Here is a 15,956-nt window from a genome sequence, read left to right on the forward strand (position 1 = left end):
CCGCTGCGCCAGCCGCACGGCGATGCGGCGGATCTCCTGGACCGACCAGCGGATCAGGGATCGCGTAGCCTCGGCCGGGCTCGGCTTTTTGGGGGCGTCGCGTTGGCGTGATGGCGGATCACCGCCAGCAACGCGAAGGCCAGCATCACCAGGCTGACGTGCCGGTGCCAGCCGTGCCAGGAGCGGGTCTCGTTGTGGGCGAGCCCAAGCTCGGTCTTGGCGGTCTCGAACGCATCCTCGATCGCCCAGCGCCGTCCCTCGACCGCCACCAAGGTCGCGATCGGTGTGCCGGCCGGGCACCACGTCGTGAAGTACGCCCGCTCGCCGTCAGCCAGGCTGCGCCGGATCAGGAGCCCCCGCGTCCACAGGCCGTCCTGGTCGTCGTCGGCGCCGTCGAGGTCGGCCAGTTCGCAATAGGCCCAATCGTACAGCCGCGCGCCCTTCGTGCCCTCGCCCGCCGACAGACGTGTCCAGGCCGACGGAGCGAGGCCGTCGGCGATCGCCTCGGCAGTGCCAGCCACCGGCGGCTTGCCGGCCCAGGAGTTGAACATGTGATCGGTCTTGACCCCGAGCACGTAGCCCTTGCCCGCGCGCCGCAGCGCCATCTCGATGTCGCCGACCCCGTACACAGTGTCGGCCGCCACCCAGGAAAACGGCACGCCGGCGGTGATCGCTCGCTCGATCATCGCCAGGGCCAAGCCCGGCTTGGTCGAGAAGCCCGTCCCCTCCGGCACGTGGGCGGCGGCCAATCGGGCCGGATCCGAGGTCCAGGTCTTGGGCAGGTACAAGGCCCGATCGATGAACGCGTGACCGTGCCGCGAGGCGTAGGCCGCGAACACGCCGATCTGGCAGTTCGTGATCTTGCCGGCCGAGCCGGTGTACTGGCGATGCACGCCGCACGAAGCTTTGCCTTGCTTGAGGAAACCTGTCTCGTCGAGGACCAGGACTGCGTCCGGATCGGCCAGGGTCTCCAGGGCATAGTCCCGCACCACGTCGCGCAACGCATCCGCATCCCAGCGCCCGCGCCCGAGCACGGCCTGCTGACGCCAGGGCCCGGGGTCGCCCGCGGCTTCCGCCCGCATCCAACCGGTCTTGCGCCGCTCCGCGCCGAGCAGCCCGTCCAAAAATGCCCCGGCCGAGGCGGCGACCCGCTCCTGGGTGAACAGGGGCCGCATACGACCCTTCACGTCACGCAGGGACGAGGCCCAGAGCTCCAGCGTCGCCTCGATTGAGGTCCCCGAGGTCCATGATGTGCGAATCATGGTGACGCAATGAGTCAGAACATCGTCAAGAACGCAACTGTAATGCTAGGTAGGGAACCCATACAACCATCTGCGCTCGCTTGCGTTTTCTTCCTGAGTTTGAGGTTTCCAGCGCAAGAGGATCGCGATGGCACGGTTGTTCTGGCTCTCGGATGAAGCCTGGGCGCGGATCAAGCCGCACCTGCCGCACGGCCAACCCGGCAAGCCTCGGGTCGACGACCGGCGGGTGATCAGCGGCATCCTGCACGTCCTGAAGGTCGGCTGCCGCTGGCAGGATACGCCCTCCGCCTACGGGCCCCACACGACGATCTACAACCGCTACAACAGGTGGTCGCAGCGCGGTGTCTGGCAGCGCTTGTTTGCCAAGATCGCTGCCGCAGGCCCTGTCCCCGACGAGTTGATGCTCGATGCCACGCACGTGAAGGCACACCGCTCGGCATCGGGCGGAAAAGGGGGGCCTGGAGCCAGGCCATCGGGCGCTCGCGCGGCGGCTTCACGAGCAAAATCCATTGCTTGGCCGATGGTCGTGGCCGACCGGTTGCGTTCGCCCTGACGCCCGGCAACGTGGCCGACATCAGCATGGCCCTGCCTCTGGTGCAGGCCGTGGTGCCGCCCAAGCGCCTGATCGCCGACAAGGCCTACGATGCGCAGAGCCTGAGGGATTGGCTGAAAAGCCACCGGGTGATCGCCACCATCCCGTCCACGGCCACCCGGACGGTGCCCTACAAGCACAGCCGGATCGCCTACCGGCGGCGCAATCGCATCGAGCGCCTGTTCGGCCATCTCAAGAACTGGCGGCGCGTCGCGACCCGCTACGACCGCTTGGCCTGCAACTACCTCGCCGCCGTCGCGCTCGTTTCCTGTGTCATCGCATGGACCTGAATGAGTCTTCTACCTAGCCGAGCCGGTTCGTGGATGCCGGGCCAAAGCTCGAAGTCCGTCGCGTCATCCACCACCCCGCAATGCCCCTCGCGACCGCCGCGTCGTGCCGCATGGGGCGCGCACGTCGTCCGCCGGCCCGCGTCACGCGGCCCGTCGCCCGAACGCGAAGGGGAACCGCCACGGCTCGAAGGTCAGTCCGCAAACGGGCCCCGAAAGGTTACAGCGCTCGGGGCATGCCACTACCCGCAGGCATGTGCGGCTAATTATTGCCAAGCCTGGGCGCCGTTCTTAGACCCGAGTTGGGTACGACGGGAGGGGGCGGGCACGGGGCTTCCGAACCTCCCTGCGGGCGTGACCCCGTCCGCGGGGATTGGTCGTCCGGGACCGTATCCGGGAACGGGCCTCTCCTCCGACTCGGCGACGACGGCTGGTTCACCCCGGCACGACGTCCCGCTCGACGCCCTTTGCCCATCCGAACCGGTCCGGGCGGAAGCCGACCGTCCCATCATCGACGTTTTCCTGGGAGTACGGTCATGATCGAGGTGATCCCGAACTGGCATCCGGTCGCGGTCCATTTCACGATTGCCCTCCTCATCACGGCCACCGCGCTGTTCGCCGCAGGAACCCTGTTCAGGAAAGCGCCGTCCGGGGCCGCGCTCACGACGGCCGCCCGTTGGAACCTCGCGATCGGCATCGCGGTCACGGTCGCGACCCTGGCGACGGGCTGGTCGGCGTACAACACGGTCGCGCACGACGCGGCCTCGCACGAGAACATGTCCGTCCACCTCCGCTGGGCCGTCGCCACTGCGTTGGTCTTTCTCGTCGCCGGAGGTGTAGCCTGGCTGGAGCGGCGGAAGGGCGCCGGCGCGGGCATCGCGCTGCTGGCGCTCCTCGCCGGGGGGGCCGGGGCGCTCGCGGTCACGGGCTGGCTCGGCGGCGAGAACGTCTACCGCTACGGCCTGGGCGTCATGGCGCTCCCGAAATCGGGTGACCACGTCCACCCCGGAAGCGGCGGCCAGCCCCACGTTCATGCCCACGACCATGACCACACGCAAACGGACGGTCCGGCCACGCCCGAAGCAGCCGCGGGCAACGCCGGGACGGCTCGGGCGCCGGACGCCGCCGCTCCGCACGACCATGGCCATGGGTACGACCACGACCATGACCACGGCCATGAGCCCGGCCTACCGCAGGATCAGGGCCCCGCGGCCCCCGCGCAGGGGCCAGCGACGCCCGATGCCGCCGCGGGCAAGGCCGGTACGGCTCAGGCTCCGGATGCCGCCGCTCCGCATGACCACGACCACACGCATTGACCGGCGCGCCGCCGGTCCGGTTCGCGCTCAAACAACTGTGTCGTGCATGTCGGCGCGTTCGCGGTAGCCTTCTTGAAACTGCCTTGTGGCGCAAATCCAACAGACTGTTGTTCCGCGGCGTGCGCCCGCCGCATTGGATTGCCGCTTCCGCCGGGCCGTGCGAATGTACGCCAAGATTGGGCAGGGGCCCTGATCATTGAACATCGTGCGCACATTGCTGCTTGCCGTGCTCGCCTTGGCCCTGGCCATCGCGCCGGCCGCGCCGTGCACGATGGGCCGGCATGCCACGATGACCGACCGCGTGCTCGCCGACATCTCGGGCGCGGTGCCCCAGGCACGCCACGCACACACGCGACTGGTGTACGACGGTTCGGATGATACCGGGCACGCCGGCATTCATGCGGGTTCCCAGGACGTGCCGGCTGCGACCGCCAGCGATGATGGTTGCCCGGGACACCGGCACCGTTCGAAGCGCCCGGCCTGCCCGTCGCCGTGTTGCACCCTCGGCTGCCAAGCGGCGCTCCCGGTGGCGGTCTGGTTGGGTACGCCTACGGACTACCGCCCTTCCGACCGGGTCCTGATCGTCCAGGAGGACGGGGCCGTCGACGCGCATCCGCTCCGGATCGAGCGACCGCCGAGGCTGGGCGCCTGACGCACGGGCGGTTCTAGCACGCGCCCACGGCCGCTTCGGCGGGACGAGCAACCATTCCGTTCGACGACCCGACGCCTCGGTCGGGCGCGACGCCGTCGTGGGCCCCGGCCGCGCGACCGGCGCCGCGCCGGGCCTCGCCCGCGGCCGTCCGCCTCAGTCCGGGAAATCCACGATGTTCAAGTTGCCGAGACCGGCCGCGCTCGCGGCGGTCCTGCCGCTCGCCGGCTGCATGCCCGCCGCCGTTCCGGTCGGGCTCGTCCTACCCTCGGAACCGCACGTGCCGGTCCCGCCACCCCGCTACGCGAAGGTGACCGCGGGCGTGCAGGATTTCCGCGTCGTCGAGCCCAAGGACTGGCGGGAGCTCAACCGGCAGGTCGCACCCAAGACGGGGTCCGGCGGGATGGAAGGCATGCCCGGCATGGACGGGATGCCCGGAATGGGCGGCAAGCGCGATTCCGGAGGCCGATGATGCTCCGTCGCTGTAACCGAACCGGCTCCCATCCCGGACTACCCGACATGGGACGCACCACGACCGCGCCGGGACGAGGCGGCAAGACCGCGCGCGCGCCGGACGAGACCGTCCGGGGGCGTTCCGCGCGCGTGGCCGCGAGCTCGGCCGTCCTGGCCGCGCTCCTGGGAGGCTGCGCGAGCTTCTCGCCGGACGCGGGCCTCTCGGTCGCGGGCGACTACGCCTCGCTCGAACTGCGCAAGGACATCGTGAAGGGGGGCGACCAGGGGATCGCGCCGACCGCGGAAGCGCGGGTGGACGAGCTGCTGCGTCGTCCGCTGACAGCGGACGGCGCCGTGCAGGTCGCCCTGCTCAAGAACAGGGGCCTACAGGCCGCGTTCAACGACCTCGGCGTGTCCGAGGCGCAGTACGTGCAGGCCACGCTGCCGCCCTCCCCGCGCTTCTCCATCACGCAGTGGGGTCTGGGGTTCAACACGGACATCGAGCGCTCCGTAGCCGCGAGCGTCCTGGAACTGGCGACGCTGCCGGTGCGCGCCGAGATCGCGCGGCAGCGGTTCAGGGCCGACCAGTACAACGCGGCGGAGCAGGTCCTGCGGCTCGGGGGCGAGGCGCGGCGTCAATACTACCGGACCGTGGCGGCCAACCAGGCGACCGCCTTCCTGGAGCAGGCCTTGGCGGCTGCCGGATCCGCCTCGACGCTCGCCACGCAGCTGGGCGAGACGGGCGCGCTGAACAAGCTGGAGCAGGCGCGGGAGCACGCCTTCTACAGCGAGCTGGGCGCGCAGCTGGGGAAGGCGCGGGTCCAACAGCGGGCGGAGCGCGAGCGCCTGACCCGCCTGCTCGGCCTCTGGGGGCGCGAGATCGACTTCCGACTGCCGAGCGGTTTGCCGGCCCTGCCGAAGCGTCTCGTGGACGGCCGCGCCATTGAGGCCGAGGCGGTGAGCAAGCGGGCCGACGTGCAGGCGGCCCGCTTCGAGCTGCAGTCGCTCGTGGGGCAGTTGGGGCTGAACCAGGCCAGCGGCTTCGTCAGCGTCTTCGACGTGGGTTTCGCCAACCAGTACACGCGGTCGAGGACGTTCGAGAGCGGCTCCGCCCCGAAGGTCGACAAGAGCAGCCTGAACGGGTTCACGGCCGATCTCACCATCCCCATCTACGATTTCGGGACGACGGCGGTCCTCGGCGCGAAGGAGTCTTACCTCGCCACCGCGAACCGCTTGGCGGAGCGCGCGGTCAACGCCCGCTCGGAGGTCCGCGAGGCGTACCAGCGCTATCGCGGGCAGTACGACATCACCCGGCACTACCAGACCAGCGTCCTGCCCCTGCGCAGGACAATCCAGGACCAGGCGCTGCTGCAATACAGCGGCATGCTCCTCGACGTGACCACGCTGATCGTCGACGCCCGGGCCAGGATCCTGAGCAACATCCAGGCGATCGAGGCGCAACGCGACTTCTGGATCGCGGCGACCGACCTCAAGGCGGCCACCGTCGGCGGCGGGTTCTCGGCGGACAACTACGGCGGCGAAGCCGCCGGAGGCAGCCCGGGCACGAGCCTCGCCGTCGCGACGCCCGGCGGTTGAGGTCGGGACCCCGGTCCGCCCATGGCATTCGGAGAAGCATCATGACCGACATCTCGCGCAGAGGGATCCTGGGAGCGGGCGGCCTCGTGCTCGCCGGCACGTCCATGATCAGCGGGCGGGTCCAGGCCGCGGGCCTGCCGGAGGCCCCGATCATGGACAAGGCGACGATGCAGCCGCCGCTCTATCCGACCAGCGGGCCGGACTACCAGCCGGTGGTGACGCTCAACGGCTGGACGCTGCCCTGGCGGATGCGCGGCGACTGGAAGGAGTTCCACCTGATCGCCGAGCCGGTCGTGCGCGAGATGGCGCCCGGCATGAACGCGCGGCTCTGGGGATACAACGGCCAATCTCCGGGACCGACCATCGAGGCCGTCGAGGGCGATAAGGTGCGCATTTTCGTCACCAACCGTCTGCCGGAGGCGACCGCAGTGCACTGGCACGGCCAGACGCTGCCCAACGGCATGGACGGGGTCGCCGGCCTGACCCAGCCCGGCATCCCGCCGGGCAAGACCTTCGTCTACGAGTTCATCCTGAGGCGCTCCGGCACCTTCATGTACCACCCGCACTCGGACGAGATGGTCCAGATGGCGATGGGCATGATGGGCTTCTTCGTCGTGCATCCGCGCGATCCGGCCGAACGTCGGGTCGACCGCGACTTCGTCTGGCTGCTGAACGCCTACGACATCGAGGCCGGGTCCTACGTGCCCAAGGTCAACACGATGCTCGACATGAACATGTGGTGCTTCAACAGCCGCGTGTGGCCGGGCATCGACCCCATGGTCGCGCGTCAAGGCGACAAGGTCCGGATGCGCTTCGGCAACCTGACCATGACCAACCACCCGATCCACGTCCACGGCGTCGACTTCAAGGTCACGGGCACGGATGGCGGCTGGATCGACGAGAGCCGCCAATGGTCGGAGGTCTCGACCGACGTTGCGGTCGGGCAAATGCGGGCCATCGAGTTCAACGCCGACAATCCCGGCGACTGGGCGATCCACTGCCACAAGTCGCACCACACCATGAACGCGATGGGTCACTCGGTCCGGACCTATATCGGCGTCAACCTGAAGAGCACCGCCAAGCAGATCCAGAAGGTCGCGCCGGGCTACATGCCGATGGGCTCGACCGGCGGCGGCATGATGTCCGAGATGGAGATGCCGCTCCCCGAGAACACGCTGCCGATGATGACCGGCGCCGGCCCGTTCGGGTCCGTGGAGATGGGCGGGATGTTCACGGTCCTGAAGGTCCGCCCGGGCCTGGCGGCCGGCGATTACCGCGACCCGGGTTGGTACCGGCACCCGGAAGGCACCCTGGCCTACGAGTGGACCGGGGAGCCGATGCCCGAGCCGGCCCGCGCCCCGGACACGCCCAAGGGCCGGCGCGCCCGCCAGACCGACCTGCGGGTCGTCGATCCGCGCACGCGCCGCACCGCGTCGAACGCGGGCGGCCACGAGCACTGAGCCGGCGGCCGCGCGCCGCCCGACGGCCTGCCGGGGGCGTTGCGCGCGCGGCGGGCAGACCCGTTCGGAGCGGGAGCGATCCCTTCCGAAGTCCGCCGCGCCGGTCGCCGATCCCCTCAACGGCGCCGGCGCGGCGGTTCGATGGACCCAAGGAGTAGAGAAGCCATGAGACGCAAGATCACGCTCGCCTTCCTTTCGGCGGCCTTCCTGGCGGTCGCGGCACCGGCGTGGGCGCAGTCCGTGAAGGGGACTGTGACGAAGGTCGACCCGGCCGCCGGCAAGGTCACGCTCGACCACGCCGCGATCCCGAAGCTCGACATGGACGCGATGACGATGGCGTACCCGGTCAAGGATCCCGCGATGCTGAAGGATCTCAAGGCCGGCGACAAGGTCGACTTCGACGTCGCCGAGGCGGGCGGGGCCTACACCGTCACGAAGATCCAGAAGGCGAAGTAGCGCCCTGTGGGCGAGTCCTCGCGCGGCTTCCGCCCGGTCGCGCGCGCGAGGGCGCCGAGCTTTTGAGATGGAGCGACCATGCGACGCCTGATCCTGTCCGCCGCGCTCGCCGCGGTCCTTTTCTGCTCGGTTTCGGAGCGCGCCGGCGCACAGCCCGCGAAGGGTGCGCCGGCCGCCCTGGAGAGGGCGCGCGAGACGATGGCGAACCGTTTCCGGGACACGAAGCTGACCGGCGACCCAGACCGGGACTTCGCCGAGTTGCTCATCGCCAGCTACGAGGAGACGCTGTTCCTGGCCAAGACGCAGCTGGATTACGGCGGGGACCGGCAGCTGCGCGAGACCGCGCAGAAGATCCAGGACGAGCAGCAAGGGAAAATCGACGACCTGAAGCGGTGGCTGGTCCGCAGCCGCGAGGCCGGGTACCGGCCGCAGCCGAACCAGACGCCCTCGGGCGAGGGACCGCTCGACCGTCAAGCGAAGGCGGCCCCGGCCCAGGCCCGGCCCGAACCGCCTCCCGCTGAAAAGGCGGCCTCGCAGCCGGCGCCGCCGGCGACGCCGTCCAATGCACCCCTCGTCGCCGGGACCGTGAAGAAGGTCGACGACGCCGCGGGCAAGGTGACCCTCGACCATGAGACCATCCCGAACATCGGGATGGACGCGATGACCATGGCCTACAAGGTCCAGGACCCGGCCATGCTCAAGGGCTTGAAGCCCGGCGAGCGGGTGCGGTTCTCCGCCGACCGGGTGAACGGGTCCATCGCCGTCACCCGCATCCAGAAGGCCAAGTGATGGGGACCGGCCGGCGGCGCCCAATCCCGGCCGCGGCGCCTCGCGCCCTCGGCGTCCTCCTCAGCCTCGCCGCGGCCGCCGGCGCGGCGAAGGCGGCGGAGGGGCCGGGGGGCAACGCGGGAGCGACCGTCACGGGCGTCGACGTCGGGAACGTCACGGCCGGCGGTCGAGCCGCCTATGGCGAACTCCTGGCGCGGGAGGCTTCGGCGCGCGGGATCCCGCCCGCGCTCGCCGAGGCGGTCGCGTTCGTCGAGAGCGGCTACGACGCCGGGGCCGTCGGAACGGTCGGCGAACTCGGGCTGATGCAGGTCCGGCCGGCGACGGCGGCGATGCTGGGCCATCGCGGGCCGGCCGCGGAACTCCTCGACCCGGCCACGAACGCCCGCTTCGGCGTCGCCTACCTCGCACGGGCCTGGAGCCTTGCGGGCGGCGACGTATGCCGTGCCCTGGCCAAGTATCGCGCCGGCCACGGCGAGGAGCGCATGACGCCGCGCTCCATCGACTATTGCCGGCGCGTCCGCGACCGCCTGGCCGCCGTGAGGTCGTCGCTCGCGACGGTCGCGGCGACTGCCGGTCCCGGCATCCCGCGGACATCCGCAACGAGACCCCGCGCGGCGCCGACGGCCGTCTCGCTCCTGGCGAACCGGTTCTGGACCGCCCACGTCGCGCGGGTCCGCGCCGTCGAGATCCGGACCGCCCGGATCATGGGGGGCGGCTGATGCGGCCCTCAAGGGCGGTGTCCCCGCCGTCGAACCAGGTGCGCCGGAGACCGCCGGGGACCCGTGCCCTTCGGTGCACGGTCGCCTTCGCGCGTCTCCGGACAGGCGAGGCAGGCCCGGCATGACGTTCAAGCCCTATCCGCAAGCGCGCGGCGACGGCTCCCTCGGCGATGGATGGGCCATGCTGCGCGCCAGGTTGGCCCGCCGCATGGCCCTCGGTCTCTACTCCGAGCGCGTGTCCATAGGTTTCGAGCGGTATCTGACGGTCCCCGTCGAATCGCCGGCTGCCAGGATCCCGGTCCGGCTGCGCGATTTCCGACTGGACGACCTGCCGGCCCTCTTCCCCGTCGGGGGCGACGAGGCGGCCGAGCGCGAGCGCGACGACGTCATGTGGCGATTGCGCGCCGCCGCGCATGGCGTCCTGCCGAGCCGCTGCTACGTGCTCGCCGACGCCGGATCTGACCGAGCTTGTCACATCCAGTGGCTTACCGGGCCGGGTTACGGCGACGCGGTCCGGCGTTCCGGCGCCCTGCCGGTCCTGGCGGCCGACGAGGCCATGCTGGAGAACGCCTTCACGCCGCTGGGCTTCCGCGGCCTGGGCGTCATGGCGGCCGCCGTGCACCTGATCGCCGAACGCGCCCGGTCGCAGGGCAAACGACGCTTGGTGGCCTTCGTCGACGCCGACAACGCCGCCTCCCTCAAGGCCGTCGAGCGGGCGGGCCTCACGCCCTGTTCGATCCGCACGAGACGCCAGTTCGCCTTCGGGACATTCCGGACCGTCCGGTTCGAACCGAACACGGGGACCGTAGGTCGATGGGCGCGCCCCGCTGCACGGGACGTGAGCGACCGCGCGCCCGTCAAGGACGGCATCTCCTCGGAGGGCGACGCACGAAAGGCAGGGCCGCCGGGTGCCGACTGAGACCATCGCGAACGCCGGACCACGAACCGCGCCCTCACTTCCCGGAAATTCGAACCGAGCTGCCCAGTGACGGCAATCGAAGCCATCCACGCCCTCGCCCACAGGCTCACGGGCCTCGACTACCCGCACGGCCACTGGTGGATCGTCGCCGACGCCGTCCTCATCTTCGTCGTGGCGCCAGCGTGGACCGCATGGCTCCTCGGCCGCGCCGCGTTGCGCCGCCATCGGCGTTCGTCGGACGGTCCCGGTGGCGGTGCTGGGGGATCCACCGATGGCCGGCGGATCGCCCCGTCCCGCGGCCGTCGGCATCGCGGCGTCGGGCTCCGACCGGGCCGGCGCCTGGAGGCATACGTCCTGGACGCCACGCTGGGCATCCAGGTCCGCTTGGTCTTCCTGTCGCTGGCGACGCTGCCGGCGGCCTGGCTGACCCTTGAGATACCCAAGCACATCGTCAACCATGCGCTCGCCGACGCGCGAGGCGACGGCCATCCCGGCATGACCTTCCTCGGCCTTCCGCTGGGCCGCACGGAACTCCTGTTCGCCCTGTGCGCCGGCTACCTCGCCGTCCTCACCCTGAACGGGCTCACGAAGTACACGGCGACCCGGGTCCGCGGACGCGTCAACGAGCGCGTCGTGCGGCGCCTACGCCTCGCCGTCCTGCGGCGCGTGCGCACGGAGCGCTCGGCCGACCGCCGAACGACGCTCGCCGCCGTGGCGGTCCAGGAGGTCGAGCCCATCGGATACTTCGGCGGCAGCCTCGTCGCGGTCCCCATCGTGCAGGGGGGCGTGCTGGTCACGAGCGTCGCCTTCCTCCTGCTCCAGGACGTCGCCCTGGGCTTCGCCGCGCTGATCATGCTGCCGGTGCAGCTCACGGTCCTGCCGCGCCTTCAGCGACGCCTGAACGCGAAGGTACGGCAGCGCGTCCTCGCCACACGCACCCTGGGGGCCTTCGTCACGACGCCCGATGCGGACGGGCCGCCGGGCCCGACCACGTCCGCGGCGGGCCGCGATCCGCACGCCTCGTCGTTGCGGCGGCGGATGGCCCACGTCGAGGAGCTTGAGCGGGTGCGGGTCGCCATCAACGACATGAAGGGCGGCATCAAGAGCCTGTACAACTACACGTCCAACCTCACGCCGTTCTTCTTCTTCCTGATCGGCGGGTACCTCGTCGTGCAAGGTCGCCTTTCCCTCGGGGCCCTCGTGGCGGCGCTTGCGGCCTACAAGGAGATCGCGCCCGCCCTTAGGGAGCTTTTCGATTTCGCCCAGGATTGGTCGGACGCCGCCGCGCGCTTCGCCGAGGTCACGCGGGCCGTCGAGTTCCCGGCCGGCGTTCGGCCGGGCATCGCGAGGTCGGTGTCGACGCGGGAGGCGGCCTAGCCGATGCGCGCTCTCGCCCTGCGTTTCCCCGATTGCGGACACGCCCCTTCCCCCTACCCGGCTTGCGCGCCGGACGCGTTTCCGGTGCGGCCGCACCCGGGCGTGAAGGCGGACGGGCGCGCGGCGCTCGGGGTTCCACCGCCGTCCATCACTGCCCCGGCGGCGACGCGGGACCTGCGGCCGCGCGGACCCGGTCGGCCGCCCGCGATGCGACCGCGCCTCGGGTTCTTCCCGGGTTCACCCGAGCCGGGCGTTCGCGGGGCCGGGTCGGTCGTGGCGTTCGGGCCCGTCCGGGCGCGCATAAGGGCCTCGACGAACCGGGAGGGCGGGCGATGAGGATCGGGGAGGCGGCACGCGCCTGCGGGATCTCGCCCAAGATGATCCGCTATTACGAGCGCGCGGGCCTGATCCCGGCGCCGACCCGGTCGGTGTCGGGCCATCGGGTCTACGCCGAGGACGAGGTGCGCACGCTGCGGTTCGTGCACCGGGCCCGCCTGCTCGGCTTCTCCGTCGCCGACACCGCTATGCTGCTGCGCCTGTGGCGCGACGAGGCGCGTGCCAGCGCCGGGGTGAAGGACCTGGCCCTCCGGCGCGCGACCGACATGGAACGACGCGCCGCCGCGCTCGCGGACGCCGCGGCCTCGTTGCGGGATCTCGCCGGGACCTGCCCCGGCGACGAACGGCCGGAATGCCCGCTGCTCGACGCCCTCGCCCACGACCCCGCGCGGACGGGGGGCGGGTCCGCTCCAGCCCCGTCGACGGGCGCCGCGGCCGGCCCGACGAAATGACGGGCTCGGTCCGGATCGGATGGCGATCCGGGGCTCCGGCGCGCCAGCCGCACGTACCTGGCGGACGTTCGCGTCGGCGGCCCGCGGGTCAGCGCCTTTGGGCGGTGTTGCCCGGCTGGGTCCGGAGCGAACGCCGGAGTTGGTCGCACCGCGCGGCCAACAAGTCCGGGGTCTCGCCCGGAGCGAGGGCGGCCTCGCCTCTGTCGGCGGCGGCGCAGCGGCCGAGCATCTCGGGAAGCGTCCTCCCTTCCACCGCCCTGATCCCGAAGCCCTTCATCCCCGGCTCCGTGACGGCCTGCGCTTGCGCGGAGCAAAGGCCTGCCAGGAGCCACAGCGCAGAGATGATCGGGCGGGAGGCGAGCGGCACGGTCGATGTCCTTGGTTCTGTGGAGGACGGCATCGCGTCGGGCGCGCCGGACAGGTCCGATGGGGTCGCCTGACACGTTGGCCGTGGTGTTCGAACGATATGCCGCGGCCTCGGACGCCTTCGCGGCATCGGGCGGCCACCCGGCGCCCCGGCTTCGCGACACCGTGGGGTGCGTCGGGCCGTCGGGACGCGGCTCAGTACCAGAGGCGCAGGCCGGCCAGCGCCCGCAGGTCCCCGTTCCCCTCGCCGGACCGGCGCCGGTAGTCCGCCGTTCCGCCGAGGAATTGCTGGTAGGAGAGGCCCACGTACGGCGCGATTTCGCGGGTGAATTCGTAGCGCAGGCGCAGGCCCATATCGATGTCCGAGACGCCCGAACCGAGTTCCCGGCCGCGGTCGGCCTTCGAATAGGCGTTCATCTCGATCTGCGGCTGCAGGATGAGGCGCTGCGTCAGGTAGAGGTCGTAGGAGGCGTTGCCCCGGAAGGCGAAGCGTCCGTTGTCGCTGGCGTAGCCGGTCAGTTCGAGGTTCCAGAACCCGATGGCGAGGCCCTGGATGCCGAAGGCAGCCCAGGTCCGGTTGCGCAGGCTGTCGATGTCCGAGCGCACGCCGACCTGCATGTCGAAGTAGGTCGAGATCGGCCGGGCGTAGAGCGCCTCGTGGTCGCCGTCCGAGAAGCGGCCCCGATTGTCGGCGTTGTAGCGGCCCTCCGACTTCAGCCAAAGCTTGTTGTAGTCGTCGCCGATCCAGGCCTGACCGTCGTAGCGGAAGTAGCTCTCGCTCCCGAGGCGGCCTTCGAACTGGTCGAAGAAGGCGTGGGCGTAGACCCGGTCGTCGCGGATCGGATTGCCGTAGGGCGCCGCACCCTGGAGCGTGTCCGGCCCGAGGCGGGTACCGCCGTTGAGAAGCCCCGTGACGCTCTGGGCGAATGCGGCCGAGGAAGCGAGGGCGAGGAGCGAAGCCGCGAGGGCGAAGGTTGCCGGCGCGCGCATCAGGCCCCCTTCGGCAGGACGCGGAGGGTGCGGAACATGCCGGCCTCGAAATGGTACAGGATGTGGCAGTGCAGTGGCCACTGCCCGGTCGCCACGGGCGTGACCAGCATCGACAGCTTCTCGGCCGGCGCGACGCTGACGGTGTGGAGATAGGGCCGGTGCCGGCCGTGGCCGTTCTCCAGCTCCATCCACATGCCGTGCAGGTGGATCGGGTGGCTCATCATCGTCTCGTTGACCATCACGAGCCGGAACCGCTCGCCGACCGTCACGTCGATGGGGCCGACCTCGGTGAACTTCTTGCCGTCGAAGCCCCAGATCATCCGCTGCATGTTGCCGCTGAGCCTGAGCACGATCTCCTGGGTCGGCGGGCGGTCGTCGACCGCGGGGTTGATCGAACGCAGGTCCGCGTAGGTCAGCACGCGGCGGTCCAGCTGGTTCAGGCCGTCGCCCGGGATGCGGGTCCGGTCCGTCAGCATCTTCGGCTTCATCTGGACCTCGACGCCGGTCTCGTCGAGTTCGACGCCCGGCGGCAACTTCGCCATGGGTTGGTGGCCGGCGAGGCGACGCTTGTCGGGGACGATCTCGTGGGCGTGCTCGCCGAGGATGCCGCCGATGCGCGAGCCGTCGGGGTGCGACGCGCCGATCTGGTCGCGGCCCATCATGCCCTGCATGCCCATGTCGGTCATCGTCCGCAGGGGCCGCGGGTCGAAGGGCGGGATCTCGGCCTCCATTCCCGGCCGGGGCGCGAGCGTGCCGCGGGCGTATCCGGAGCGGCCGAGGTCCTGCGCGAAGATCGTGTAGGCCCGCGCCTCGCGCGGGCGCACGATCACGTCGTAGGTCTCGGCCACGCCGATGCGGAACTGGTCGACCTGCACCGGGACGACGTCGTTGCCGTGGACATTGACCACGCTCATAGTCAGGCCGGGGATGCGCACGTCGTAGTACGTCGCCGCGGAGGCGTTGATGATGCGCAGCCGGACCCGCTCCCCGGGCCGGAACAGCGCCGTCCAGTTGGCCCCGGGGGGCTGCCCGTTCATCAGGTAGGTGTAGGTCTCGCCGGACGGCGCCTCCAGGCCGGAGGGGTCCATGCGCGACTCGGACTCGTGCCAGCGCTCCTTGATCGTGTCGGCCAGCCCGCTTCGCTCGGCGTCGGCGAAGAACGTTCGGACCGTGCGCTTGCCGAAGTTGTAGTAGTCGGCCTGGTACTTGAGCTTGTTCTGGATGCGCTCGGGATCCTCGTCGGTCCAGTCGCTGAGGAGCACGACGTAGTCTCTGTCCGCCTGGACCAAGTCACGGCCGCGCGGCTCGATGATCAGCGCGCCGTAGACCCCCTTCTGCTCCTGGTAGCCCATATGGCTGTGGTACCAGTAAGTGCCGCTCTGCAGCACCGGGAAGCGGTAGGTGAAGGTCTCGCCCGGCTGGATGCCCGGGAATTCCAGGCCGGGCACTCCGTCCATGTCGTTGGGCAGGATGATGCCGTGCCAGTGCATGCCCGTCATCTCGGGCAGTTCGTTGCGGACGTTGATGGTGACGACGTCGCCCTCGCGCCAGCGCAGCACCGGCCCGGGCACGCCGCCGTTGATGGTGTTGGCCCAGGTCGGGGTGCCGGTCTTGTCAACCGTTCGGCGGGTCAGGGTGAGGTCGTACGTGGCGGCCCGCGGAACGGTAGCTTCGCCTGGACTCGTCAGGGCGAAGGCTGCGCGGTCGTGCGCCGCGAGGCCCACGGCGGCGCAGGCGCCCAGGCCGGAGACGAACCTCCGACGCGTCGGAGTGGAATTGTTTTGCGGGATCGATGCCACTTGCGGTTCCCCAGATGGGCCACGGCGTGGGGCCGGGCGACATGTCAGGTTGCCGCGAGGTTGCCGCCTTCCCACGTGGGAGGATCAAGCCGGCCGTCGCGCCGTGAGCGCGTTCCGCGGCCGATGTGATCGCGGGGC

General features: G+C 70.8%; 14 protein-coding genes and 1 pseudogene. 12 read left to right on the forward strand and 3 right to left on the reverse strand.

The window, feature by feature from the left end; translation table 11 throughout:
• Positions 1-53 precede the first annotated feature (53 nt).
• Positions 54-1,262: an IS701 family transposase gene (locus ABC766_RS08690; protein ID WP_286964676.1), complete on the reverse strand. Its 1,209-nt coding sequence runs from the start codon at positions 1,260-1,262 to the stop codon at positions 54-56.
• A 127-nt stretch (positions 1,263-1,389) separates the two neighbouring features.
• Between ABC766_RS08690 and ABC766_RS08695 the strand changes: the two are divergent.
• The 12 genes and pseudogenes from ABC766_RS08695 (at position 1,390) to ABC766_RS08750 (ending at position 12,663) form a co-directional block, all read left to right on the forward strand.
• Positions 1,390-2,144: pseudogene (locus ABC766_RS08695) on the forward strand (IS5 family transposase).
• Between the two features lie 533 nt (positions 2,145-2,677).
• The gene (locus tag ABC766_RS08700) at positions 2,678-3,457 is read left to right on the forward strand and encodes a DUF2231 domain-containing protein (RefSeq protein ID WP_345821842.1); all 780 of its coding nucleotides are present in this window, start codon (positions 2,678-2,680) and stop codon (positions 3,455-3,457) included.
• 205 nt (positions 3,458-3,662) lie between these two features.
• Complete coding sequence (locus ABC766_RS08705) at positions 3,663-4,109, forward strand: hypothetical protein (protein ID WP_331302737.1); 447 nt, start codon at positions 3,663-3,665, stop codon at positions 4,107-4,109.
• A 172-nt stretch (positions 4,110-4,281) separates the two neighbouring features.
• The gene (locus tag ABC766_RS08710) at positions 4,282-4,578 is read left to right on the forward strand and encodes a hypothetical protein (RefSeq protein ID WP_345821844.1); all 297 of its coding nucleotides are present in this window, start codon (positions 4,282-4,284) and stop codon (positions 4,576-4,578) included.
• A gap of 47 nt (positions 4,579-4,625) precedes the next feature.
• Entirely contained in the window at positions 4,626-6,155 is a 1,530-nt protein-coding gene (locus ABC766_RS08715; protein ID WP_331302658.1) for a TolC family protein, read from the forward strand.
• 41 nt (positions 6,156-6,196) lie between these two features.
• A complete protein-coding gene (locus tag ABC766_RS08720; RefSeq protein ID WP_331302659.1) occupies positions 6,197-7,615 on the forward strand; it encodes a copper oxidase in 1,419 nt (472 codons plus the stop codon).
• 165 nt (positions 7,616-7,780) lie between these two features.
• Positions 7,781-8,071 carry a copper-binding protein gene (locus tag ABC766_RS08725; protein WP_331302660.1) on the forward strand — a complete coding sequence of 97 codons (291 nt, stop codon included), beginning with the start codon at positions 7,781-7,783 and terminating at the stop codon, positions 8,069-8,071.
• A 78-nt stretch (positions 8,072-8,149) separates the two neighbouring features.
• Positions 8,150-8,860, forward strand: a complete 711-nt coding sequence (locus ABC766_RS08730; RefSeq protein WP_331302661.1) for a copper-binding protein — start codon at positions 8,150-8,152, stop codon at positions 8,858-8,860.
• Positions 8,860-9,579: a lytic transglycosylase domain-containing protein gene (locus ABC766_RS08735; RefSeq protein ID WP_345821845.1), complete on the forward strand. Its 720-nt coding sequence runs from the start codon at positions 8,860-8,862 to the stop codon at positions 9,577-9,579. Before ABC766_RS08730 ends, ABC766_RS08735 begins: the two co-directional genes overlap by 1 nt.
• Before the next feature lie 121 nt (positions 9,580-9,700).
• On the forward strand, positions 9,701-10,498 hold the full coding sequence (locus tag ABC766_RS08740) for a GNAT family protein (RefSeq protein WP_331302664.1): 798 nt from the start codon (positions 9,701-9,703) through the stop codon (positions 10,496-10,498).
• Positions 10,499-10,564: 66 nt separating this feature from the next.
• Positions 10,565-11,875 carry a multidrug ABC transporter ATPase gene (locus ABC766_RS08745; protein ID WP_331302665.1) on the forward strand — a complete coding sequence of 437 codons (1,311 nt, stop codon included), beginning with the start codon at positions 10,565-10,567 and terminating at the stop codon, positions 11,873-11,875.
• 332 nt (positions 11,876-12,207) lie between these two features.
• The gene (locus ABC766_RS08750) at positions 12,208-12,663 is read left to right on the forward strand and encodes a MerR family DNA-binding transcriptional regulator (protein ID WP_331302666.1); all 456 of its coding nucleotides are present in this window, start codon (positions 12,208-12,210) and stop codon (positions 12,661-12,663) included.
• Positions 12,664-13,224: 561 nt separating this feature from the next.
• Here the strand turns inward: ABC766_RS08750 and ABC766_RS08755 are convergent.
• Both ABC766_RS08755 and ABC766_RS08760 read right to left on the reverse strand, forming a co-directional pair.
• Entirely contained in the window at positions 13,225-14,019 is a 795-nt protein-coding gene (locus tag ABC766_RS08755) for a copper resistance protein B (protein ID WP_345821847.1), read from the reverse strand.
• Complete coding sequence (locus ABC766_RS08760; protein WP_345821848.1) at positions 14,019-15,818, reverse strand: copper resistance system multicopper oxidase; 1,800 nt, start codon at positions 15,816-15,818, stop codon at positions 14,019-14,021. The genes ABC766_RS08755 and ABC766_RS08760 overlap by 1 nt, the downstream gene beginning before the upstream one ends.
• Positions 15,819-15,956: the final 138 nt, after the last annotated feature.

This window comes from Methylobacterium fujisawaense (assembly GCF_039619325.1).
Taxonomy (GTDB): Bacteria; Pseudomonadota; Alphaproteobacteria; order Rhizobiales; family Beijerinckiaceae; genus Methylobacterium; species Methylobacterium fujisawaense.

Excerpts from the sequence above, each read along its gene's own strand:
- ABC766_RS08690 (WP_286964676.1), bottom strand. The coding sequence starts at position 1,262 with ATGATTCGCACATCATGGACCTCGGGGACCTCAATCGAGGCGACGCTG.
- ABC766_RS08700 (WP_345821842.1), top strand. The coding sequence starts at position 2,678 with ATGATCGAGGTGATCCCGAACTGGCATCCGGTCGCGGTCCATTTCACG.
- ABC766_RS08710 (WP_345821844.1), top strand. The coding sequence starts at position 4,282 with ATGTTCAAGTTGCCGAGACCGGCCGCGCTCGCGGCGGTCCTGCCGCTC.
- ABC766_RS08715 (WP_331302658.1), top strand. The coding sequence starts at position 4,626 with ATGGGACGCACCACGACCGCGCCGGGACGAGGCGGCAAGACCGCGCGC.
- ABC766_RS08720 (WP_331302659.1), top strand. The coding sequence starts at position 6,197 with ATGACCGACATCTCGCGCAGAGGGATCCTGGGAGCGGGCGGCCTCGTG.
- ABC766_RS08725 (WP_331302660.1), top strand. The coding sequence starts at position 7,781 with ATGAGACGCAAGATCACGCTCGCCTTCCTTTCGGCGGCCTTCCTGGCG.
- ABC766_RS08730 (WP_331302661.1), top strand. The coding sequence starts at position 8,150 with ATGCGACGCCTGATCCTGTCCGCCGCGCTCGCCGCGGTCCTTTTCTGC.
- ABC766_RS08735 (WP_345821845.1), top strand. The coding sequence starts at position 8,860 with ATGGGGACCGGCCGGCGGCGCCCAATCCCGGCCGCGGCGCCTCGCGCC.
- ABC766_RS08740 (WP_331302664.1), top strand. The coding sequence starts at position 9,701 with ATGACGTTCAAGCCCTATCCGCAAGCGCGCGGCGACGGCTCCCTCGGC.
- ABC766_RS08750 (WP_331302666.1), top strand. The coding sequence starts at position 12,208 with ATGAGGATCGGGGAGGCGGCACGCGCCTGCGGGATCTCGCCCAAGATG.
- ABC766_RS08755 (WP_345821847.1), bottom strand. The coding sequence starts at position 14,019 with ATGCGCGCGCCGGCAACCTTCGCCCTCGCGGCTTCGCTCCTCGCCCTC.